Source organism: Mycolicibacter minnesotensis, assembly GCF_010731755.1.
Classification (GTDB): Bacteria; Actinomycetota; Actinomycetes; order Mycobacteriales; family Mycobacteriaceae; genus Mycobacterium; species Mycobacterium minnesotense.
In genome coordinates this window covers 463832-485795 of record NZ_AP022589.1, presented here as the reverse complement: position 1 = coordinate 485795, position 21964 = coordinate 463832, and the positions used below count along the sequence as shown (strand labels likewise).

The following is a 21964-nucleotide window of genomic DNA, read 5'->3' as shown; positions in this document are numbered from 1 at the left end:
GCAGTCAGAAATCCCAATCGTCGTCGGTGGTGGGCTGCTGGGAACCGATCACATAGGAGCTGCCCGAACCGGAGAAGAAGTCGTGGTTCTCCGCGGCCCCGGGGTCCAGGGCAGACATGATCTCGGCGGGCACCCGCGTGTCATCGGCCGGGAACAACGGCGCGAGGCCGAGGTTGGCCAGGGCTTTGTTGGCGTTGTAGCGCATGTAGGGAAGGACCGGTTCGGTCATTCCGAGCGGGTCGTAAAGGTCTCGGGCATAGTCAATTTCATTGTCGTAGAGCTCAGTGAGCATCGAGTAGGCGAAGTCGGCCAGCTCGGTGCGGCGCTGCGCGGTAGCGGCCTGCATTCCCTGCTGGAACTTGTAGCCGACGTAGAAGCCGTGCACCGCCTCGTCGCGGATGATCAGCCGGATGATGTCGGCGGTGTTGGTCAGGATCGAACGCGATGCCCAATGCAGCGGCAGATAGAAGCCGCTGTAGAACATGAACGACTCCAGCATCACCGAACTGATCTTCTTCTTCAGCGGGTCGTCGCCCCGGTAGAAGTCGCGCACGATGTGGGCTTTGCGCTGTAAGAAGGTGTTCTCCCGCGACCAGGCAAAGGCCGCGGTGATCTCGGGAGTCGAGCACAGGGTGGAGAAGATCGAGCTGTAGCTCTTGGCGTGCACCGACTCCATGAACGCCATGTTGGTGTAGACCGCCTCCTCGTGCGGAGTGGCGGAGTCGGCGAGCATCTCGATACAGCCGACGGTGCCCTGCATGGTGTCGAGCAGCGTCAGGCCGGTGAAGACCCGAATGGTCAGGGTCTGCTGCTCGTCGGTCAGGGTGTGCCAACTGGGTAGGTCGTTGGACAGTGGAACCTTCTCCGGGAGCCAGAAGTTCGCGGTCAGCCGGTTCCACACGTCGAGGTCGCGCTGGTCGGCTATCTCGTTCCAGTTGATCGCCTCGATCGGGTCGGCGGTCACGGGCTAGCCCGCCGGACGCGTCGCGCCATGGGCGTGAGCGTCGCGGATCGCAGGGTGCAGATAGCCGAACTCGGTGGTGGGATCTGCAAGTCGATATACGGGCATGGCGCGGTTCTCCTCGTGCGGATGGACGCAGGTGCACTCACACCGTAACGGGAGTTCGGCTAGCCGAACAAATAATTATGGCCGGACGTATCGCGTTGGACGGGCCGCGCCGACTGTGCGGTGTGCATGGCGGCGTCGGCGCGTCGCCAAGAGAACCGCACACTCAAGTGGGCAGCGGGGATTACGCAGGGACGGTTGACTCAGAACCGGTGCGCGGGGCCTTCCTGACCTTTGTAGAGCCGGGTCAGCAGCATGTTGCGAAAGCGGGCGTTGTCCAGCAGTTTGAGGCCGGTCTTGGCCACTGTCGGATTGCCGGCCAGCTTGTGAAAGAACCGGCCACGCCGGTACTCCTGGCCCCAGGCCGCTTCCATGCGCTGGGCGTAATTGGTGAAGTCATCCGGGCCGCCGTTGGCCAGCGCCGCTACGGCGCACTCACCGGCGGCCAGCCCGGATTCCAGAGCCTTGGAGATCCCCGCGCCCGACGTCGGCCTGCCCGCACCTAAGGAGTCGCCGGTGAACAGCACCCCGGGTCGCCACGGCGGCCACGCGGTGAATCCCATCGGCAGGCGCCAGGCGCGCACCGTCTTGGACTGCTTGAGTTCGGTGATCGAGGGCAGCTCCCACTCCCGCGGCAACGTCTCGAGGAACTCGCCCAGGAAATGCGTGGCGTTGATGGCCTGCCAGTTCTTGTAGCTGTTGACGTAGCCCAAGCCGATGTTTATCCGGCCGTCGCCCAGCGGGAACACCCAGCCGTAGCCGGGCAGTTGGTCGCCTTGAAACAGCAGCTTCAGGTAGATGTCGAGTGAATCCACGTCGGGCCGCACGGCCGGCATCTCGGCGCGGATCGCGATCGCGGAGTAGCCGTTGTAGTCCGAGTCGAGCTTGAGCGCCCGCTTGATCGGGGAGTAGGCGCCGTCGGCGGCGATCACCGCGTCGGCCAGCACCTTCTCGCCACCCTTGAGCAGCACGCCGGTCACCCGGCCGGTGTCGTCGAGCAACGGGCCCGCGGCTTCGGCGGACTGCCGGATCTCGGCGCCGGCCGCCTCGGCGTGCTTGAGCAGCAACGTGTCCAGCTCCGGGCGGCGCGCCACATAACCGTGATCGGGCATTCCGGGCCGGCGGGGGAACGACAGCTCCCACTCGCTCGGGCTGAACACCTTCACCCGATTGACTCGGTGGAACTGGGAAACCTGCTCGGCGAGTCCCATCCGTTGCAGGTAGCTCACGGCGCGCGCGGTCAGGCCGTCCCCGCAGGGCTTGTCCCGCGGGAACTCTGCCTTGTCCACGACCACGACACTTGCGCCGGCCTGCCTGGCTTGCCAGGCGGCCGCTGACCCCGCTGGACCTCCGCCGACTACCGCAAGGTCGAATCGCTGCACCACAGCGGCGATGGTAGCCGACGGCCGGTCTGCCCAGGTCAGCGGCGGCAACGCTGTAAGGTGCTTGACGTGCGCGGAACGACGAGACCCAAGCCGGCCGAAAACGGGGGGCAGAAGGTCGATGCGCGCAGTGAGCGTTGGCGCGAACACCGCAAGAAGGTCCGCAGGGAGATCGTCGACGCCGCCTTCCGGTCCATTGACCGGCTCGGACCCGAGGTCAGTGTGCGCGAGATCGCCGAGGAAGCGGGTACCGCCAAGCCCAAGATCTACCGGCACTTCGCCGACAAGGATGACCTGTTTGAGGCGGTCGGGGCTCGGCTGCGTGACGATCTCTGGACGGCGATCTTCGCCTCTATCGATGTCGCCACCAACTCGCTGCGCGACATCGTTCGGCGCAGCGTCGAAGAGTACGTGACGCTGGTCGACGAGCATCCCAATGTGCTGCGGTTCTTCATTCAGGGGCGGGCACGCGCACAGTCCGAGTCGAGGATGCGGGCACTCAACGAAGGCCGCACCATCACCCTGGCGATGGCCGAGATGATCAATCACGAACTGCAAGACCTCGATCTCAACCGCGGGGCGCTGGAGCTGGCCGCCTTCGCGGCCTTCGGCAGCGCGACCTCGGCAACCGACTGGTGGCTGGGTCCGGAATTGGACAGCCCGCGGCGCATGCCGCGCGACACGTTCGTGGACTACCTGACGACGATCATGATCAGTGTCGTGGCCGGTACCGCCGAGAATCTCGGCATCGTGATGGACCCCGATCAGCCGATACACGAGGCGGTCCGGCATCAACCGGTCGCCTGATCAGCGATCCGCTCTTAGAACCCGAGATCCAGCAAAACGGTGATGGCATCCAGGGCCAGCGGTTTGGTGGCCTCCAGGAAGTCGGTCGTGGCCGCAGTGATGAAGTCCGACACCGCGGTGAAAACCTGCTGCAAGGGCTCGGGCAACACGTGGTAGAACGCCTCAAAGATCGCGTTAGGGATGATCAGGGCCTGGTTGATCAGGCCGGAGGCGATCGAGGCCAGCTGCAGGTAAACCACTTCGGCCTCGGGCAGCAGCGGCGCGCTGTAGTCAGGTAGGGCGCCGCTGTCCCTGGCCGCGATCAGGGCGGCCAACACCTCGGCAGCTGACTTTGGTGTGCCGTCGTCGGTGAACAGACCGAAATTCGCCTCGTGGTTGAGCATTCCGGTCGCGACGTCCTGGCCGCTGTAGATAAAGGCTGGTCCGGCGAACGGGAGCTTGGACCAGGCGACGAGGAAATCCTCGAGGAAATTGGCCTGGACGGTCTCGCTCACACCGAAGACCGGGGTAGTGGCGTTGCCATACTCGGTAGCCCAGATCTTCAGATCGCCGTCACCGTTGGCGGCCATGATGGCGTTGAGCGCCTGGACCTGTTCCCAGGGCGAGTTGGTCAGGCCCAGGCCGGCGGAGAACGGCAGCGTGTAGTGATAGGGGTGATAGCTCACCGCGTCGAAATAGCCTTGCGCCCCACTGGCATACATCTGCGCCAGGAACTCTTGTGGGCTCACGCTGAGCCCGGCGATGGTCGTGGTCGCGCCCAGCGCACCCGCCAGCACGGTCACGTCGGGGTCCACCGCTTTGATCGCGGTATAGGCGGCTTGCAGCACGGTGGTGTACGTCTCGGCGCTGACCGGGGAGTAGAAGATCACCCCGTTGGGTTCGTTCCAGATCTCGTAGGTCGAGATCTCGCCGCTATAGCGCTGGGCCACCTCGGCGGCGAACGCGGCATATGCGGTCGGGTCCGGTGCCCCCGCGATCGGTGTGCCGCCCCAGACCGGATTCCCCGTGATCGCAGCGGTAATGGAGAACCCCATGCCATGCGCGGTGTTGATCACGCTGTCCATCTGGGCCCAGTCGTAGGTGGTGGCGGTCGGCTGGATGTAGATCCAGGGCACGCCCAGGCGCAGGTCGGTGACCCCGAGGTCACGGATCGCGCTGAGCTGGGCAACGAGGTCGGATTGGTTCAGGGTGTAGAGGTTGGAGTCCGCCACGCCGAACACCTGGGTGGCGACGTCACTGGTCTCGGCGTTGACGAGCGTGATCGTCTCAAGGTGGATCAGTTGCGGCGCCGTCATCGGCGAGACGCTGACGGGATCCGGTGGCGCGACGCTGGCGGCCCCGGTCAGGGTCGAGACGGCCAGCAGGGCCGCGGCGAGCGCCGTGTGGATGCGACGTAGGGGTGTCAACGTGGGAACCGCCTCGACAGTCGATGGTCAGGGTGAGCGTATCGCCGATGCCGCCGGAATATCAGGCCAAGTGGACGGTAATCTCAGCTGCGTCTGGGGGGTGACGGGCTGTCGTTCGCTGATCGGAGAAGCGACACGACAACACAAGAAGTTGTGTTCCCGCCCGTTGTCGCACCCCAGGGGTAGTGTCGAAAGCCTAGATTTCGGCTGGTGAAATGGGGTTCTGGTGTCCGAAAATGTGAAGCTGATCGACCGGACGTCGGCGATCAACTGGAACCGGGTACAAGACGACAAGGACGCCGAGGTCTGGGACCGCCTGACCGGCAATTTCTGGTTGCCCGAGAAGGTTCCGGTCTCCAACGATCTGCCGTCGTGGGGGACTCTGACCGACCACGAGAAGCAGCTCACCATGCGGGTCTTCACCGGTCTGACCCTGCTGGACACCATCCAGGGCACGGTCGGCGCGGTCAGTCTGATCCCCGACTCCCTGACGCCCCACGAGCAGGCGGTCTACACCAACATCGCGTTCATGGAGTCGGTGCACGCCAAGAGCTACAGCCAGATCTTCTCCACGCTGTGTTCGACCAGCGAGATCGACGACGCGTTCCGCTGGTCGGAGGAGAACCCCAACCTGCAGCGCAAGGCCGAGATCGTCATGCAGTACTACCGCGGTGACGAGCCGCTCAAGCGCAAGGTGGCCTCCACGCTGCTGGAGAGCTTCCTGTTCTACTCCGGCTTCTACCTGCCGATGTACTGGTCGAGCCGGGCCAAGCTGACCAACACCGCCGACATGATCCGGTTGATCATTCGCGACGAGGCGGTGCACGGCTACTACATCGGCTACAAGTATCAGCGGGGCCTGGCTCTCGTGGACGAGGCCAAGCAGGGTGAGCTCAAGGAGTACACCTACGACCTGCTCTATGAGCTCTACGAGAACGAGGTCGAATACACCCAGGACCTCTACGACGACGTCGGCCTGACCGAGGACGTCAAGAAGTTCCTGCGTTACAACGCCAACAAGGCGTTGATGAACCTCGGCTACGAGGCGCTGTTCCCGCGCGAGGAGACCGACGTGAATCCGGCGATTCTGTCGGCGCTGTCGCCCAACGCCGACGAGAACCACGACTTCTTCTCGGGTTCGGGATCCTCCTACGTGATCGGTAAGGCCGTCGTCACCGAAGACGAGGACTGGGAGTTCTGAGTTAGGGAGGCACTGCCTCGCTGCTGCCGGCGTCGTTCGGCGATTACGGCATGGCCTTGTAGGACCGGCTCGGTGAGCCGGTCCTACGGGTTTTGCATGAGTTCTGTGACGGGCACGCCAAGCGCATCTGCCAGGTCGAATAGCCGCTCGTAGAGCAGGCTGCGTCGGCCGTGCTCTACATCGATCAAGACATTGCGGGTAACCCCCGACTTCAGCGCCAGGGCCTCTTGGGTGATCCCGAGTTCGGTTCGCAGCGTGCGGATTCGGAAGCCGACGTCGATGCGTCGCTGCGCCCATGCAGCAGCCCGCTCGGGGTCGGTCTGTCCGGGGCGCGTGGGCACCTGTACCACTAACCGGACGAGACCCCCGCTTGTCTGCCCTACTAGTGATACATTTCCCGGGCTGTTAGTGACATTCCGAGCGTAGCCACAGCTGCCGACAAGGTTTCTCGAGGAAAGGCCATTCCGATGACTAGTCGTAACGGGCAGGCTTACTCTGGCAGGGCTGGTAAAGCTGGTTCACGCGCAACGGGTGCCGTGGGTGCTGTCGGTGCGTTCCTGGCATTCGGGGTGGCCCCGGTGGCGGTGGTAGCCGGGGTGCCGGCTGCGCAGGCCGAGGACTTCGACTGGTTTGATCTGTCGGGCGTGGAAGCCCTTGGGCCAGCGGAGTCGATGGCCGATGCGACGAACCCGGACTTCTTGGCGGATCTGGTTAATTCGTGGATATATCTGCCGGTTCATGCGTTGCAGCAGGGCTGGATTACCAGCGACTTCGGCGCGTGGGTCAACGACAACCTGATCAACCCCTTGCCGCAGTTGCTGTTTGGTCAGGACTTGATCGGAAACGGTGCTGACGGAATCAGTGGTGGTTCGTTGGACGAGGCAGCCGGTGGCAACGGCGGATTGTGGTTCGGCGACGGTGGTGATGGGGGCACCAGTGAATACGGGATCGGCGGTGCGGGCGGTTCAGCGCTGGGCATGACTGGCAATGGTGGAGCTGGTGGCGCAAGTTTTGAGGGCAACTCCGGCGGTGATGGCGGTGCCGGCGGCTGGCTGATGGGCATCGGCGGTAACGGGGGCGCTGGCGGGGATGGCGTTTGGTACCTCAATGGCGGCGCCGGCGGCACTGGTGGCCTCGGCGGTGACGGTTTAGGCATCTTCTTCGGCAATGGCGGAGCGGGCGGCGCCGGTGGCCTCGGCGGCTCAGGTATCGCCGGTGAGTCCGGGGGCACGGGTGTCGATGGCCGCGACGGAACAGCGGGCGGTGTCGGTGGTACCGGTGGAGCCGGTGGTCGCGGTGCCTGGCTGGTGGGTTCGGGCGGCAACGGTGGCGTCGGCGGTCACGGCGGCACCGGAGGTGCCGGTGGTAAGGGTGGCGATGGCCAGGACGCGTCGGTAGCCGGCGGCATCGGTGGAAATGCCGGTGACGGCGGCAACGGTGGTGTCGGTGGCATCGGCGGCAAAGCCGGAGTCGGCGGGGCGAGCGGCCTGATCGGTGCAGCCGGGTTGACGGCGGCCGCCGGTGACGGCGGCGACGGCGGCGACGCCGGGCTCGCGGGTAATGGTGGTGACGGCGGTGCCGGTGATGCCACCCATATTGACGGTGGCACCGGTGGACGCGGCGGTGACGCAGGCATCGAGGGGGCTGGCGGAGCGGCCGGCGGCGCCGGAGGCGCGGCGGGAAAGGCTGGTGACGACGTCCTCGTGTCCGGCGCCAGCGGTCCCGGTGTCCCCTTTCCCGGGTACGACATTAGAGGCGGCAACGGTGGCAACGGTGGGGCTGGTTACGACGCCACCGTTGCCGGCGCGGTCGGAGGCAATGGTGGAGCAGGCGGCGACGCCGGTTCGGTCGGTAACGGCGGCCACGGTGGTGCTGGCGGTAATGGCGCGGCTGGGGCCGCTGGCGTCAGCGGTGGGCAAGCTGGGCAGGCCGGTGGCACCGGCGGCAACGGTGGAGCAGGCGGCGCGGGCGGCGCGCTCAAGGGCCTTGGCGGCACCGGTGGTGACGCCGGCGTCGGCGGCACCGGAGGTGCCGGTGCTGCTGGCAAAGCCGCGCACGTCGATGGCGGTGCTGGTGGGCGCGGTGGCGACGCGGGCGTCGCGGGCGCCGGCGGGACCGGGCGTGTAGCTGGAGCGGCGGGTGCGGCAGCTACTGGCGGTGGCAACGGGGGACGCGGCGGCGATGGGTTCAATGCGACCGTCGCTGGAGCGTCGGGCGGTGATGGCGGAGCTGGCGGCGATGGCGGTTCAGTAGGCAACGGCGGCGACGGCGGAGCCGGTGGTAACGGCGCGGCCGGTGCAGGGGGTCGGGCCGGGACGGCCGACGTTCCCGCTTTTCCATCGGACTCCGGTGAGGGTGAGGTTTGGGGTCTCGACGGTGCGGATGGTTCGGTTGGTGGCACTGGAGGTCATGGGGGTGATGGCGGCGCCGGGGGCAGTCTGGCCGGCAACGGGGGCAGCGGTGGATCCGGTGGCGTAGGCGGTGCTGGTGGTGCAGGCGGTGCAGGTGCTAAAGGTTTGACCGCCGCAGTGGATCCGCTTGATCCGATACAACCGTTGGACAGCGGTGGCGCCGGCGGTAGCGGCGGTACTGGTGGTGCCGGTGGTATCGGTGGTGCGGGTGGTGATGCACGGTCGATCACGGGCGTCGGAGGTGACAGCGGCAGCGGTGGAGCCGGAGGTGTGGGAGGTGCAGGCGGGGCCACGATCGGTGACCACGTTCGGATAGAAGACTCCTGTGATAGCTCTCCGGTGCCAGTTTGCCTCGGGTCGTTGGGCGGTGCGAGCAAGGGCGGCGCAGGTGGTCAAGGTGGTGCCGCCGGCGCGACCGTGGGTAAAGGCGGCTTACTCGGACACGACGGTGAGGCCGGTTCCGCCGGTGATGGTGGGGCTGGTGGCGCGGCAATCAGCGACGGCGTTGCCGGCGGGGCCGGCGGCAAAGGCGCTGACGCTGTCGCGGGAGGTGCCGCGGGCAACGGCGGTGCGGGTGGTGCGTCGAGTGGAGTCTGGGGTAAAGGCGGCGCAGGAGGCAATGGTGGCGCAGGCTACGACGCTCAAGGCGAAGCAGCCGGAGGCGCTGGCGGCAATGGCGGCGCTGGGGGTGCTGCCACCGGCAACGCTGGTACCGGTGGTGTAGGTGGCGCAGGTGGTTCCGGTGGATCCTCAGAGACGGGAAACGGTGGCACCGGCGGCGCGGGTGGTGTAGGCGGCGCCGGTGCCTCCACCGACGCCGTGCTGACCATGGGCGGAGCCGGTGGGCGAGGCGGTGTCGGTGGCCAAAGCGACAGCGGCACCGCTGGAGCAGGTGGCGCCGGAGGTTCCGGAGGTAGCGCCACCTATGTTGCCGGTTCGGGCGGTGCGGGTGGCGCTGGCGGCGCCAGCAGCTCCGGGGCCGGCGGTCGTGGGGGAGACGGCGGTGCGGGTGCAACCGCGACCGGTTACAGGGATGTCAGTGGTGGATATCTGAGTCCGCCGGGCCAGATCCTGGGTCGCGGCGGTGATGGCGGCATCGGTGGCAACGGCGGCGACAGCGCAACCGGTCCCGCTGGCGACGGCGGTAACGGTGGTGCCGCGGCCACCGGCCCAGCGGGCCGTCACGTATTCACTTTCGGTGGCGACGGCGGCTACGGCGGAAACGGTGGAGCTAGCGGGTCGGAAGGCAACGGCGGCAACGGTGGTCATGGCGGGAACGGTGCGGCTGGCACCGTGATCGGGGGTGCAGCTGGCGATGGGGGCACAGGCGGGAGTAGCTACGCCGGCAACGGTGGCAATGGAGGCAACGGAGGTACGGGCGGCGCCAGCCTGGGCGCGGCTATTCCCTACAGCGGCCCCGACATGACCCAGTTTGTCCCCAATTTCAGCGATGGTGGTGACGGCGGCGCTGGGGGCGCCAGCACAACCGGCACGGGTGGTGTGGGCGGTAACGGTGGCGACGGCGGGTCGGGCGCCGCGGATGATGATGGTAACCGCGTCGTCGTGGGCGGCGATGGCGGCAACGGCGGCGATGGCGGCGTTTCGGGCTCAACTCCCGGCGGTGCGGGCCAAAGCGGCACCGCTCACGACGGTCTCAGCCCAGGCAATGGTGGGAAGGGGGGTGGGGCCTGGTGACGGTCGCGCCGGCGCAGTCAAGCATCGTGTTGAGAACGTCTCGCGCTCTCGCGGTGGCTGCAATAGTGATCTTGTTCGCAGGGATGGAAGCAGATTTATCCGCATATGCGGGGGCCGCTCCATCCTGCGACCCGAGCACCATGAACGGCTTTGAGCAGTGTCTCGGTGGTGGGTTCCATGGTGAGCCGTGGCCCCACCAGGCACGTGATTGCTATGGCCGACACCCGGTGGATTACCGAGAATCCTGTGGGCCGACAAACTGGTTTTATCCACCCGGACAGTAGAACCGCCACCGTGTTTGTGGCAAGCACTATGACGCTAATCGACACGACGGGACATGGTATGAAGTCGGCGTTGGCAGGAATTTTCGTTGGAATCTCACTGGTGGGGTCCGCCGTGGCACTTGCGTCTCCCGGCCGCGCCGACAATTCTTCGGAATTCGGCGAGAAATACCACCTGCGGATCTGTAACGACGTCGGACGAGAACCGACACCGCACGGCATCTGGGCGGCAAATTCGATACTGCTGTCGCAACAGGGCGGTGACCGCTACGGTCGACTCAACAACAAGCAAATGCAGGCCGCCATCGGGTATGCGATCGACAATTATTGCCCGCAATATAGTTCGATCTACTCGGCCTATAGGTCAAGGTACCCTTAGCCGGACGCGGCTGTATTAACTGAAGCGCATGCGCTCAGGTGTCCGGCCATCTTTGGGTCTGATGTGGAGGTCCCGCTCATCGGCCGACGATCCTTCGTGCGCCGGCGACGCAGCCGGCAATAAAATCTGCGTGACGAATTTTTGCACCAGCCATATTCCCGCTGGCGTGGTAATACATCTGAGCATTCTCGGCGTAACGCGCGAGGCCGGGGCATGTTCCAATAATTTCGGCATCCGGAATTCCTACTGCACCTGCGACAATGAGTGTATTCCGAGCCCAACTAGCACCGGTCTCCCATCCGGCCTTATACGAGTCTTTATCTGTCGCAGTCGCGTTTTCTGCCGCGATAGCAATCGACACGATGGCGATGATCGCCACGCCGATGCCAACACTCCAAACAATCCAAACGATGGGTCGGCCACTCGTATCAAACATCCGCACCGGAACAATGCTAACGGTTGGAGACCCGCCGTGATGACTTCACCGCGAATATTGCGTGGGGGTTCGCATTGGCTGATCAAGCAGATTGGCTTACCCTTTTGTGCGGCCAAGCCACTGTTTCGAGTTTCCCGGTCCACGACCGCTCTGCAGTGGTTGGATCATCCCGTGACGAGCACTGCCAAACAGGAAACCAGGGCACAGCAGCTCGTCAATCTGCTGCTGGCCACCTGGGTCTCGGTGATCTGCTTCTGGGCGTGGACCCTATCGGCCCGCTGTCGACGCAGTACACCGCCGCGATGAAGGTGAGCACCACGGCCCTAAGCGCTGATGGTGGCCACCGCGGTGATCCTGTTCGTCTACACCGCGGTGTTTCTGCGCGCCCACGAGCCGGCCAGCGCTGCAACGGGTTAGGCGCTTCGCAAGATCCGGCCGTTGGGTGCGAGTCGATCTGCGGAGCCAGGCTCGATGCCGGCTATTCGTGCGGCAAAACTCGTCGTCACCGCCCGGTCAGGACCGGTTTCGGCCACGGCACGCCGGATCTCACCAGAGATCCAGGCCGGCCAGTGCGGTGCCACTGCCAAAATCGAACACTGCGCTGGTATCGCCAAGGCCCAAGGAGTGAGCTAATCCCGCGGCCAGCATGTTCCACACAGACTCGTGCAGATCGGACAGCCGATCCGATACCAGCGACAGGTCACCAAATGACAGCGGGTCATATTTGTCCGCATTCATGAGCACCACACTCAGGTCGTCGCGCGCGTTCAACAGACCGGCGGTGATGCTGGTGGCCGGGTCGGCAAACGTCGACTCCAGCCACGTCCCCAGTCCGGTTGTCAGGCCTGAAAAGCCTGAATCCTGTCCCACCAGCATGGCCAATCTCAGCGCTGCCAAAACCGCGGGCATCTGGATGTCCTGCAGCAGCGTGGGCATGTTCTGCACGAGTGCCGACAGCGTATCTGCGGGATTGGTGGTCAGCAGGTTGCGAAAGACGGTGGTCGGGTCGGCCATCAGCGTCGGGTCCAGCATCCGATCCAGTACCGAGGGCACGTTTAGTTGAGTGCCGAAGATCAAATCGAACTGCTCGGTGCCGATCGCCGCTTTGATCTGATCGATCTCGAGGTTCTGTGTCACCCAACCGCTGTCGTGGTACTGGTTGATTTTGTAGCCGTATTCCAACAGGTGGTTTTGGATTTCAACAGCGCGTTCGGCGAGGGTGACGGTGGGAGTGTCATCCGGCAGGTAGTTCTTGACGTCGTCGAGGGACACCACTTCGAACGTCGGCCGGGCAATGGAGCTGACCTCCGCGCCCTGCCATCGCAAGGCAATGTCCCCGTTGGAAGCTCCATTGGTGTCAAGCCAGTTCGCGACACCAGGGTCTTTCGCGCTGATCACGTAGTAGGTGAAACCATCGGAACTGCGGAACGCCTGGGCGTCGTTGATCTGGGCGACGCTGGTCGCCCATCCTGGCTGCGAGCCGACGTTATTCAGTGCGGAGCCGATCTCGGCGCTGCTGTAGCGACCGGCAACGTCGGGCACTTTGAGGATGAGGGCCTGATCGGGTTCAAGCTGGAAGCGGCCCATGCTGTTGATCTGGCCGACGACCGCCGGCCCAATGACTCCCGGCTGAGACGGCGCAGGCGTTGTCACGGTGTTGAACGGGATCTGCGCCATCGCATTCGCCAGCCCAATGTAGGTGGGTGTCGCGTTCTGGTAAACGTAGTTGGCGCCAATGGTCTGCAGAATCGACGTGATGTTGTCAGTCGACAACACCGGCATGGTGTATCCGGAAGCACCGACTTCCTGGACGCGCATGGTGTTGTGCATCAACCCCCAGTCGCCAACGGTGTCACGGATCAGCGTTGACACGGAGCCTTGGGTATCGACCCAGTTCCCGGCGTGCTCCGTGGGACTAAGAATGATGGTGTAGCTGCCATCGGCATTGGGTGTGAATCCGGCGAAATCATCGGTTCTGGCCGTGAGGTAACTGGTCGTGACCCCGTCGCCGACCATCGGCGAGAAAAGCATGTCCTGGGTGCCTTGGCCGGGGTAGACGGTGACGATCCAGGTCTTATCTCCGGTGGCAAGCCCGAAGTAGATGTTGTCGGCACTCGCGAAGTTCTGCATCTGCAGCGGGTCGGCGGCGGGGGCACCCCACGGGGTCGGAGCTATCTGGCCATTCGAGTCGAAGCCGCGGCTCGCGTTTTCCATGTTCAGGATGCTGGCGAGCATGGTGTTGGCCACCATTTGCGTATATGGCCCCAGTTGATGCGCTACGTCATAGGGAGTCACCCATGGCAGCGCGCCGACACTGGTCGCGACTTGCTGCTGTGCGTTCAGTATTTCGTTGACCGCGCTCTGCAGCGAATCCGACAGCAGTCGCACGGGAGTAGCCAGGGCCGGACCGGCCGCAGCCTGGGGGACCACCGCTGTCGTCGCCAACGCGCCAACCGTCGCGGTTGTCGCTACGCCGACCGCTCGAGCAAACCGGTGTCCGCGGCGCCGAGGTCGGCTAGATCCCAGGGCCGCAGCGGCGCTCTGATCGAGCGCCGCAGGCGAGCACGGTTCACCGCTTTTGCCCAGGGCCTCCCGGTCACCGGCCAGGGCGCCAGGTGTGCGCTGCGTGAGTCGAACGTGCGACATGTGTGTCTCCTGAGTAACTGTAGTCAGCCGAGTAAATGTCAACCAAGGAAGCCTTCTGGTGGTTGAAGTATGTCGGCCATAAGCTGGACCAGCAAGGTGCTAAATGCACCCAGCAGCAGGTCAAGCTGGTGAATAATTCACCTGATTCGATAGGCTGTCTCGGTGAGCCAGGGACCGCCATCGGCACGGGTGCGCGAGCTGATGCGGGAGGCCGCAAAGCTGGCGGTCGAGACCCAGCAGAAGTGGGTTGACGACGTGAACATGATGACGCTGTCGCCGGACTACATGCAGGCAATGGCCGGGGATCCGCTTGCAGCAGAGGTGATTGCTAGAAGCAACCGGTCTAACCAGCTGCACTGGGCGGCGGCCAATATCAGCCACCCCGGCGAGCCGGTGCAGGCCAATCTCGGCGCGGAGACACTCGCGCTCGCCCGTTATCTGGTTCGTCAGGGCTTGGACAACGTGGCGGTTGTGGAGACCTACCGGATGGCGGAGCGGGTCGCGGTGCGGTTGTGGATGCGCATCGTTTTTCGCTTGACGTCCGACCCTGAGGAAATACGGGAACTGTTTGACGTGTCCGAACGCTCGATCAATGCGTTCTTGAGCGCGACGATTTCCGAGGTCCATCGCCAGATGCAGATCGAACGCGACGAACTCACTCGCGGAACGCACGCCGAGCGTCGGGAGACAGTCGCACTGATCCTCGACGGCGCGCCCATCACTTCCCAGCTCGCCGGCAAGCGGCTCGGCTACAACCTTGAGCAAAACCACACTGCAGCGGTGATCTGGGGCGACGAGTCGAACATCGAGCTCTCCGATCTCGATCGGGCTAGGGAATTGTTGATACACGCCTGGCATGAGCGTCGGTCGTTGTCGGTATTGGCCAGCGCTGATACCCGATGGGTGTGGTTGCAAGGAGACGACGACGTAGACCTGCTCGGGGTGACCGCAGCGATGAGTCAACTGCCCGGTGTTCGTATCGCGATCGGTTCGACTGCCGCGGGAATCGCCGGCTTCCGGCGCACCCATCTCGACGCCATCACGACTCAGCGGGTAATGACGCGGCTCGGATCAACCCAGCGGATAGCCAGTTTCACCGATGCCCAGCTCATCTCGCTGATTACCGCCGATCCTGATCAGGTCGACCGATTCATCAAACGCACACTGGGCGATTTCGAGTCAGCAGACCCAGAGTTGCAGCGGACGGTCCTCACCTTCATTCAGGAGAAGTGCAATGCCGCACGAACGGCCGAACGTCTATTCACACATCGAAACACTGTGGACCGCAGACTCGCTCGCGCAGATGAGCTGTTGCCACAACCACTCGAAGTCGCCATCGTGCACGTCGCGGTGGCCTTGGAGGCTCTGCGCTGGCGCAACTCCGGGAGTGCGGTTGCTGCGCGATAACTGTGGCGACTGCCGCGGACGACCGCAATCTGTTGGCAAGTCACGATATTCCGCTGCTGCTGCGCCGAAAGGGTGGTCGGCGACGATCACGGCGGGCTATTCCTCCTGGATCGGCGGGCAAAAGCCTACTGTGGCGGTCAGTTCGGTTCGTCCGCCGCGATGGCCTATCGCGGCACCATCACCGTCGAGTTCAGGGAGGTCATGATGAGTACAAACGTCGACCAGACCGCGTCGCGCCATTCCCGGGCGTGGATCGCCGGGGCCGTGATCACGGGGCTGCTGGGGCTCTTTTTCGCCTTTGATGCCATCCCGAAGATTCTGGGCGCGTCGTTTGCCCGCGAAGCCGTCGAAGGACTCGGTTTCTCCCCGGACAAGACCGCGGTGATCGGCTGGGTCCTGCTGGTGTGCCTGGTTGTCTTTCTGATCCCGCGCACCGCGGTGCTGGGGGCGCTGGGTCTGACCGCATACCTTGGCGGGGCTGTGACGATCAACCTGCATGCCGACCAGCTGCCGGTCGTCCCGATCGCGATGGCGGTGGGTATCGGAGTGCTGACCTGGATCGGGCTCATCCTGCGGCGCCCGGAGCTGCTGCGCGTGCTCGGACTGCGGCGCAACTAAGCGCCTCAACGCGCCGGCAGCTGGTCCAACAGTTCGTCGAGGAATCCACCCGCCTCGCGCCCGGCCCCCTCGACGTCCGCCGCGGCGATCGCCTCGACTAGACCCCGATGCCGGATCTGGTCGGCCTCCACCGGTTTTGTGCTGGTGGTGGCGACACTGGCCATCAGTACTTCGGTGAGCCCGCAGTACAGCTCGGTCAACACCGGATTGTGCGAGCAACGGACTACCGCCAGATGAAAGTCGGTGTCGGCGCGGACGAAGTCCTCATGCCGGCCCTGCTGCTGATAGCCGTCGCGGCGGTCCAACAGCGAGCGCAGCTCGAGCAGATCCTCCTCGGTCCGGGCGGCTGCGGCCAAGCGCGCCCCCTCCACCTCCAAGCAGCGTCGCACCTGCAGTACGTCGCGCAGCTCGGGGCCGCACAGTCGGCGTACGGCACCGGAGACCTCGCTGGTTGTGCGTACGTAGGTTCCGTCGCCCTGGCGAACCTCCAAGATGCCGCTGTGGGCTAGCGCGCGCACCGCCTCACGGACGGTATTGCGGCCGACGCCGAGCGCCTCGGCGAGCTCGGGTTCAGGCGGGATACGTGAGTCGACCGGCCATTCGCCACCGGTGACCGAGGCGCGCAGCTGATCGATCACCTGATCTACCAGACCGGCGCGTCGGGTGGTGACCAACGGCACAGCATGCTCCCTTCATCCAATCATCGGATGTATGCGATCCTACGTTAGGTGACCCGCACACCCCGCACCGAAACGCGCGGCGATTACGAGCATGGCCTCGAACTGGAGCTCGAGGGCGCCGCTGAATTCCGGCCCGCGACCAAGGTGGCCGGAGGCGCACTGCTGACCGTCGCGGTGGTGTTGACCGCACTGAATCTGCGGCCCGCCATCACCAGCGTCGGGCCGCTTCTCCCGGAGATCCGGGCAGCATTGGGCACCTCGGACACCTGGGCCGGTGTTCTGACCACGTTGCCGGGGCTGTGTTTCGCCGGAGCCGGCCTGGCCGCGCCCTGGTTGTCCCGTCGGATCGGATTGGGTCGCACGGTCTCGGCGGCGCTGCTCACGCTCATCGCGGGACTGCTCATCCGGGTATGCGACGGGCCTGTGGTGGTACTCGGCGGAACCCTGGTGGCGACGGCCGGAATCGCGCTGATCAACGTGCTGATCCCGGTGATCATCAGAGGGTCTTTTCCGGCGCAGGTCGGATTGATGACCGGGATCTACACCGCGGCGCTGCAAGGGGGAGGGGCGCTGGGCTCCGCAGTCACCCCCATGCTCGACGGCGCCCTGGGCGGCTGGCGATCCGCCCTGGGGGCGTGGAGTGCGCTGGCATTGCTGGCTCTGGCGGCGTGGGTGGTCGGTGCGCGTGGCTTCGAGCGGGCCGATGGGGCCAGCCCGTCGGCGATGGTCAAGGGCAGGTCGCTGCTGCGCAGCAAACTGGCCTGGACGGTCACCCTGTTCTTTGGCACGCAGTCGTTTCTCGCCTACGTGGTGATGGGCTGGCTGCCCGAGGTGCTCATCGACAATGGAACCAGCGAAACGCACGCCGGCCTGCTGTTGGGGCTGATCTCGCTGATCGCGGTGCCGATCAGTCTGATCGTGTCGCCGCTGGCCGCGCGCCGCGAAAGCCAAAGCGGCTGGATTGTGGGGCTGGGTGTCCTCGGCATTGCCGGAATGCTCGGTCTGCTGATCGCGCCGGCGGCCGCGCCCCTGCTGTGGAGTGTGCTGGTGGGTCTGGGGATGAGCGTTTTCTCGTTGGCGCTCACCGTGATTGCCCTGCGAGCCCGCGACGCTGCGGACACCGCGAGCTTGTCGGGCATGGCGCAGGGCTTCGGCTACCTGCTCGCCGGAATCGGTCCGTTCCTGTTCGGCCTGCTGCACCATGTGAGCGGCGGGTGGACCGTGCCGTGGCTCATGATGTTGGCCGTCTACCTGGTGCAGACCCTGGCGGGCGCACTGGCGGGGCGCAACCGCTACGTCTGAACACCGCGGCCCAGGTTCGCCGAACGTGCACTGAGACCGGGTATTTCACGAATTTTTCGGTCTGAGTGCACGTTCGGTGGGCGCCCGGTGTTAAGCGCTCCGCAACGACTCGGTGTCGATGACGAAGCGGTAGCGCACGTCGGAGGCCAGGACCCGTTCGTAGGCGGTGTTGATGTAGTCCGGTGCGATGACCTCGATCTCGGGCCGCACATCGTGCTCGGCGCAGAAGTCCAACATCTCCTGTGTCTCGGCGATGCCGCCGATCATCGATCCCGAGAGGCTGCGCCGCATGCCCGCCAGTGGGAACGGCGGCACCGCCATGTCGTGCTCGGGCATGCCCAGCTCCACCAGGGTGCCGTCGACCGTCAGCAGATTCAGGTAAGCGCCCAGGTCCAGGTTGGCCGAGACGGTGTTCAGGATGACGTCGAAGTTCATCCGCAGCTTCTTGAAGGTGTCGCGGTCTGAGGTGGCGTAGTAGTGCTGTGCGCCGAGGCGCAAGCCGTCTTCCATCTTCTTCAGCGACTGCGACAGCACCGTGACCTCGGCGCCCATTGCGACGCCGAGCTTGACGCCCATGTGGCCCAATCCGCCCAGTCCGATCACCGCGATTCGCTTGCCGGGGCCGGCGTTCCAGTGCCGCAGCGGCGAATACAGCGTGATGCCGGCGCACAGCAGCGGCGCGGCGGCGTCGAGGGGGATGGCGTCCGGGATGCGCAGCACGTAGCTCTCATCGACGACGATCGCGCCGCTGTAGCCGCCATAGGTCGGCTGGCCGTCGCGTCCCACGGCGTTGTAGGTGCCGACCATTCCGCTGCCGGTGCAGTACTGCTCCAGCCCGGCTTGGCAACTGGCACACGTGCGGCAGGAGTCGACGAAGCAGCCGACACCGACGTGGTCGCCGACTTTGAACCTGGTCACTTCGGATCCAACCGCGGTCACCACGCCGGCGATCTCGTGGCCGGGCACCACCGGATAACGCGGACGGCCCCACTCACCCTTGACGGTGTGGATGTCGGAATGACAGATACCGGCGAACGCGATGTCGAAAGCGACATCATGCGGACCGGGGTCCCGACGGGTGATGGTGGTCTTGCTCAGCGGTGCGTCGGCCGCGGTCGCGGCATAGGCGGAAACGGTGCTCATCGTCGAATAGCCCTCTTCGGATCTGTGCGGGAATCAAAAAAGATAGTTTAGCAAAGTTCTTTGCCATGACGCGGTGAGCCTGCTCACCGATGACACCGACCGGGGCCGCGATAAGGGCCCTGTCTAGTTGATCGGCGCGTTCACCCAGCGCAGGTCTTCGACCACTCCGCGCGCGGCGATCGGGCCCTGCCCGGCCTGCCAGATCTCGTTGTTGACCACGAAGACCCGGCTGTCGCGATTGGCCGCCAGTCGCCGCCAGGCGACACTGTCGAACACCGTCGCCGCGCGGGCCTTGGCTGCCGGTGAGGCAAAGGACACATAGACGATGTCGCCGTCGGCCGCCGAGAAGTCCGCGCGGCCAGCCAGATCGGCCTCGCTCGCGCCGATCTCGATGAAGGGCTGATCGGTGAACCGCTGCAACGGTGGCCGGTCCACGCCGACCGCCTTGAGCACGCTGGCGGCGAAGCCGGAAGCCCCGTACACCCGCAGGCTGGTATCGGTGAGCACGACGACCGACACCTGGAAGTGGGTTGCGTCGCTGACCTCACGGGTTTCGGCCGCATCCGCGCTGAAGCTCTCCAGCACCTGGTCGGCGGCGCCGGTGCGCGCCGTCGCGGCGCCGACATCGCGCACGTTGTCCTCCCAGGCCGCGCCTGGCGCGCCGGTGAATACGGTGGGAGCGATCGACGCCAGCTCCGCGTACCCCGGAGTCAGTCCCTGGGCGCCCAGGATCAGGTCCGGGTGCAACTCGTCGATGGCGTCGGTGTCGGGGTTGCTGCGCGAGCCCACTCCCGGAACACCGTGCAGTACGGCCCCCAGATACGAGGGCTGATTCTCCGCGCCGTCAGGCAGCGCGGCGCCGACCACGCGGGACTGCAGGCCCAGTGCGCACAGCGTGTCGAGCTGGTCGCCGGCGAGCACCACGATTCGCTCGGGCTGCTCGGGGACCTCGACGCCGGAGGGCTCCACGTCCGCGGCGTTGTGGACCCAGCGCATCGGGGGGCCGGGGTCGGGGTGCGCGGGCTCTGCCGCGCACGCCTCGTCTGGCCGCCGGTCATTGCCCAGAACACCCGCTCCGGCAACCATCGTCGTTGTGGTGGACATCGAGGTGGGGGAGGTTTCCGGCTTTTCGCCCGCGCAACCGGCGGCCGTGAGCAAGATCACGGCCAGTGCCGCCGCTGACATTGCCCGCCGGTCCGCCCTGGTCACGCGGTGACGTTAACACCCAGTGCGCCACGCCCCTCGAGAAGCCGAATACGACGGTTTGTAGGAGGCCTATACCGAGGGGCCGACGCGCGGGGTTAGGATTCGACCAAGTTTCCCGGGTTGCCCATGTTTGGAGGAATCTTGACCGCCGAAGCACCCCCACGCATCGAGCTCGACCCCGGACGGCCGTTCCCTCAGCGAATGGGTCCCAAGGGCAGCCTGATCTACAAGGTGATCACCACCACCGATCACAAGCTGCTCGGCATCATGTATGTCGTCGCCTGTATGGGCTTTTTCCTGATCGGCGGCCTGCTTGCGCTGCTGATGCGTACCGAGCTGGCGGTGCCGGGCCTGCAGTTCTTGTCCAACGAGCAGTTCAACCAGCTGTTCACCATGCACGGCACGGTGATGTTGCTGTTCTACGCCACCCCGATCGTGTTCGGGTTCGCGAACCTGATCCTGCCGTTGCAGATCGGTGCCCCGGACGTGGCCTTCCCGCGCCTCAATGCCTTCTCGTTCTGGTTGTTCCTGTTCGGCGCGACCATTGCCCTGGCCGGCTTCATCACCCCCGGTGGTGCCGCTGACTTCGGCTGGACCGCCTACACCCCGCTGAGCGACGCAGTGCACTCGCCCGGTGCCGGTGGTGACCTGTGGATCGTGGGTCTGGCCGTCGGTGGTCTGGGGACCATCCTCGGTGCGGTGAACATGATCACCACCGTGGTCTGCATGCGGGCGCCCGGCATGACCATGTTCCGGCTGCCGATCTTCACCTGGAACATCCTGGTGACCTCGATCCTGGTCCTGATCGTGTTCCCGCTGCTGACCGCGGCACTGTTCGGCCTCGCCGTCGACCGGCACCTGGGTGGGCACGTATATGACTCCGCCAACGGCGGTGTACTGCTGTGGCAGCACCTGTTCTGGTTCTTCGGCCACCCCGAGGTGTACATCATCGCGCTGCCGTTCTTCGGCATCGTCAGCGAAGTCTTCCCGGTCTTCTCCCGCAAGCCGATCTTCGGCTACGTCACCCTGGTGTACGCGACGCTGAGCATCGCTGCGCTGTCTGTCGCAGTGTGGGCGCACCACATGTTCGCCACCGGAGCGGTGCTGCTGCCGTTCTTCTCGCTGATGACCCTGATGATCGCCATCCCGACCGGTCTGAAGTTCTTCAACTGGATCGGCACCATGTGGCGGGGCCAGCTGACGTTCGAAACCCCGATGCTCTTCGCGCTGGGCTTCATCGTCACCTTCCTGGCCGGTGGCCTGACCGGCGTGATGCTGGCCAGCCCGCCGCTGGACTTCCACGTCAGCGACAGCTACTTCCTGATCGCGCACTTCCACTACGTGCTGTTCGGCACCATCGTGTTCGCGACCTTCTCCGGCATCTACTTCTGGTTCCCCAAGATGACCGGCCGGCTGCTTGACGAGCGGCTCGGGAAGTTCCACTTCTGGTTGACCTTCATCGGGTTCCACACCACCTTCCTGATCCAGCACTGGCTGGGCAACATGGGTATGCCGCGTCGTTACGCCGACTACCTGCCCACCGACGGCTTCACAGCCTTCAACATCGTGTCCACCGTCGGAGCGTTCATCCTGGGTTCGTCGATGATCGTCTTCACCTGGAACGTCTTCAAGAGCTGGCGCTATGGCGAAGTGGTCACCGTCGATGACCCGTGGGGCTACGGCAACTCGCTGGAGTGGGCGACCAGCTGCCCGCCGCCTCGGCACAACTTCACCGAGCTGCCCCGGATCCGTTCGGAGCGTCCTGCTTTCGAGCTGCACTACCCGCACATGGTTGATCGGCTGCGCGCCGAGGCTCACGTCGGGCGCGATCACGAAGAGCTGCACGAATCCGCGCACGCTTGATGAGTCCGTTGGGGGAGAGGCGGCGTCCGGTCGGA

At 65.1% G+C, this 21964-nt stretch carries 17 protein-coding genes; 8 read left to right on the top strand and 9 right to left on the bottom strand.

The window, feature by feature from the left end; translation table 11 throughout:
- Window positions 1-4: 4 nt before the first annotated feature.
- Both nrdF (G6N09_RS02450) and G6N09_RS02445 read right to left on the bottom strand, forming a co-directional pair.
- On the bottom strand, window positions 5-964 hold the full coding sequence (nrdF, locus tag G6N09_RS02450; RefSeq protein ID WP_083024427.1) for a class 1b ribonucleoside-diphosphate reductase subunit beta: 960 nt from the start codon (window positions 962-964) through the stop codon (window positions 5-7).
- A 305-nt stretch (window positions 965-1269) separates the two neighbouring features.
- Complete coding sequence (locus tag G6N09_RS02445) at window positions 1270-2451, bottom strand: NAD(P)/FAD-dependent oxidoreductase (protein ID WP_083024587.1); 1182 nt, start codon at window positions 2449-2451, stop codon at window positions 1270-1272.
- 66 nt (window positions 2452-2517) lie between these two features.
- Between G6N09_RS02445 and G6N09_RS02440 the strand changes: the two genes are divergently transcribed.
- Window positions 2518-3255: a TetR/AcrR family transcriptional regulator gene (locus G6N09_RS02440; RefSeq protein ID WP_083024585.1), complete on the top strand. Its 738-nt coding sequence runs from the start codon at window positions 2518-2520 to the stop codon at window positions 3253-3255.
- A gap of 14 nt (window positions 3256-3269) precedes the next feature.
- Here G6N09_RS02440 and G6N09_RS02435 read toward each other — a convergent pair whose 3' ends face one another.
- Entirely contained in the window at window positions 3270-4661 is a 1392-nt protein-coding gene (locus tag G6N09_RS02435) for a cellulase family glycosylhydrolase (protein ID WP_083024424.1), read from the bottom strand.
- Between the two features lie 226 nt (window positions 4662-4887).
- Between G6N09_RS02435 and nrdF (G6N09_RS02430) the strand changes: the two genes are divergently transcribed.
- Window positions 4888-5862: a class 1b ribonucleoside-diphosphate reductase subunit beta gene (nrdF, locus tag G6N09_RS02430; protein ID WP_109558875.1), complete on the top strand. Its 975-nt coding sequence runs from the start codon at window positions 4888-4890 to the stop codon at window positions 5860-5862.
- Window positions 5863-5945: 83 nt separating this feature from the next.
- Here nrdF (G6N09_RS02430) and G6N09_RS02425 read toward each other — a convergent pair whose 3' ends face one another.
- Complete coding sequence (locus tag G6N09_RS02425) at window positions 5946-6203, bottom strand: helix-turn-helix domain-containing protein (protein WP_083024583.1); 258 nt, start codon at window positions 6201-6203, stop codon at window positions 5946-5948.
- A gap of 195 nt (window positions 6204-6398) precedes the next feature.
- Here G6N09_RS02425 and G6N09_RS02420 point away from each other — a divergent pair, with 195 nt between their 5' ends.
- Together G6N09_RS02420 and G6N09_RS02415 are read left to right on the top strand one after the other, a co-directional pair.
- On the top strand, window positions 6399-9968 hold the full coding sequence (locus G6N09_RS02420) for a PE family protein (RefSeq protein WP_163752568.1): 3570 nt from the start codon (window positions 6399-6401) through the stop codon (window positions 9966-9968).
- Window positions 9969-10181: 213 nt separating this feature from the next.
- Window positions 10182-10628 carry a hypothetical protein gene (locus G6N09_RS02415; protein WP_133053080.1) on the top strand — a complete coding sequence of 149 codons (447 nt, stop codon included), beginning with the start codon at window positions 10182-10184 and terminating at the stop codon, window positions 10626-10628.
- 76 nt (window positions 10629-10704) lie between these two features.
- Here G6N09_RS02415 and G6N09_RS02410 read toward each other — a convergent pair whose 3' ends face one another.
- Window positions 10705-11070: a hypothetical protein gene (locus G6N09_RS02410; RefSeq protein WP_133053079.1), complete on the bottom strand. Its 366-nt coding sequence runs from the start codon at window positions 11068-11070 to the stop codon at window positions 10705-10707.
- A gap of 540 nt (window positions 11071-11610) precedes the next feature.
- Complete coding sequence (locus tag G6N09_RS02405; RefSeq protein ID WP_163752628.1) at window positions 11611-13452, bottom strand: DUF1214 domain-containing protein; 1842 nt, start codon at window positions 13450-13452, stop codon at window positions 11611-11613.
- Window positions 13453-13911: 459 nt separating this feature from the next.
- Between G6N09_RS02405 and G6N09_RS02400 the strand changes: the two genes are divergently transcribed.
- Together G6N09_RS02400 and G6N09_RS02395 are read left to right on the top strand one after the other, a co-directional pair.
- On the top strand, window positions 13912-15117 hold the full coding sequence (locus G6N09_RS02400) for a PucR family transcriptional regulator (protein ID WP_163752872.1): 1206 nt from the start codon (window positions 13912-13914) through the stop codon (window positions 15115-15117).
- A gap of 72 nt (window positions 15118-15189) precedes the next feature.
- Window positions 15190-15735, top strand: coding sequence for a DoxX family protein (locus G6N09_RS02395; RefSeq protein WP_234806955.1), 546 nt, complete (start codon window positions 15190-15192; stop codon window positions 15733-15735).
- A 5-nt stretch (window positions 15736-15740) separates the two neighbouring features.
- Here the strand turns inward: G6N09_RS02395 and G6N09_RS02390 are convergent, their stop codons facing one another.
- Window positions 15741-16415 (bottom strand): FadR/GntR family transcriptional regulator, encoded by a 675-nt coding sequence (locus G6N09_RS02390; RefSeq protein ID WP_083024412.1) that lies wholly within the window; start codon window positions 16413-16415, stop codon window positions 15741-15743.
- A gap of 48 nt (window positions 16416-16463) precedes the next feature.
- Between G6N09_RS02390 and G6N09_RS02385 the strand changes: the two genes are divergently transcribed.
- Entirely contained in the window at window positions 16464-17717 is a 1254-nt protein-coding gene (locus tag G6N09_RS02385) for a CynX/NimT family MFS transporter (protein ID WP_109558870.1), read from the top strand.
- A 90-nt stretch (window positions 17718-17807) separates the two neighbouring features.
- Here G6N09_RS02385 and G6N09_RS02380 read toward each other — a convergent pair whose 3' ends face one another.
- The gene (locus G6N09_RS02380) at window positions 17808-18860 is read right to left on the bottom strand and encodes an NAD(P)-dependent alcohol dehydrogenase (protein ID WP_083024410.1); all 1053 of its coding nucleotides are present in this window, start codon (window positions 18858-18860) and stop codon (window positions 17808-17810) included.
- A 123-nt stretch (window positions 18861-18983) separates the two neighbouring features.
- Complete coding sequence (locus G6N09_RS02375) at window positions 18984-20045, bottom strand: ABC transporter substrate-binding protein (RefSeq protein ID WP_083024408.1); 1062 nt, start codon at window positions 20043-20045, stop codon at window positions 18984-18986.
- A 162-nt stretch (window positions 20046-20207) separates the two neighbouring features.
- On the opposite strand from G6N09_RS02375, the gene ctaD reads away from it, so the two are divergent.
- Window positions 20208-21929: an aa3-type cytochrome oxidase subunit I gene (gene ctaD, locus G6N09_RS02370; RefSeq protein ID WP_083024576.1), complete on the top strand. Its 1722-nt coding sequence runs from the start codon at window positions 20208-20210 to the stop codon at window positions 21927-21929.
- Window positions 21930-21964: the final 35 nt, after the last annotated feature.

What these genes read in the sequence shown, in the direction of transcription:
- G6N09_RS02415 (WP_133053080.1), top strand. Translation starts at nt 10,182, where the DNA reads ATGGCCGACACCCGGTGGATTACCGAGAATCCTGTGGGCCGACAAACT.
- G6N09_RS02400 (WP_163752872.1), top strand. Translation starts at nt 13,912, where the DNA reads ATGCGGGAGGCCGCAAAGCTGGCGGTCGAGACCCAGCAGAAGTGGGTT.
- G6N09_RS02380 (WP_083024410.1), bottom strand. Translation starts at nt 18,860, where the DNA reads ATGAGCACCGTTTCCGCCTATGCCGCGACCGCGGCCGACGCACCGCTG.
- G6N09_RS02375 (WP_083024408.1), bottom strand. Translation starts at nt 20,045, where the DNA reads ATGTCAGCGGCGGCACTGGCCGTGATCTTGCTCACGGCCGCCGGTTGC.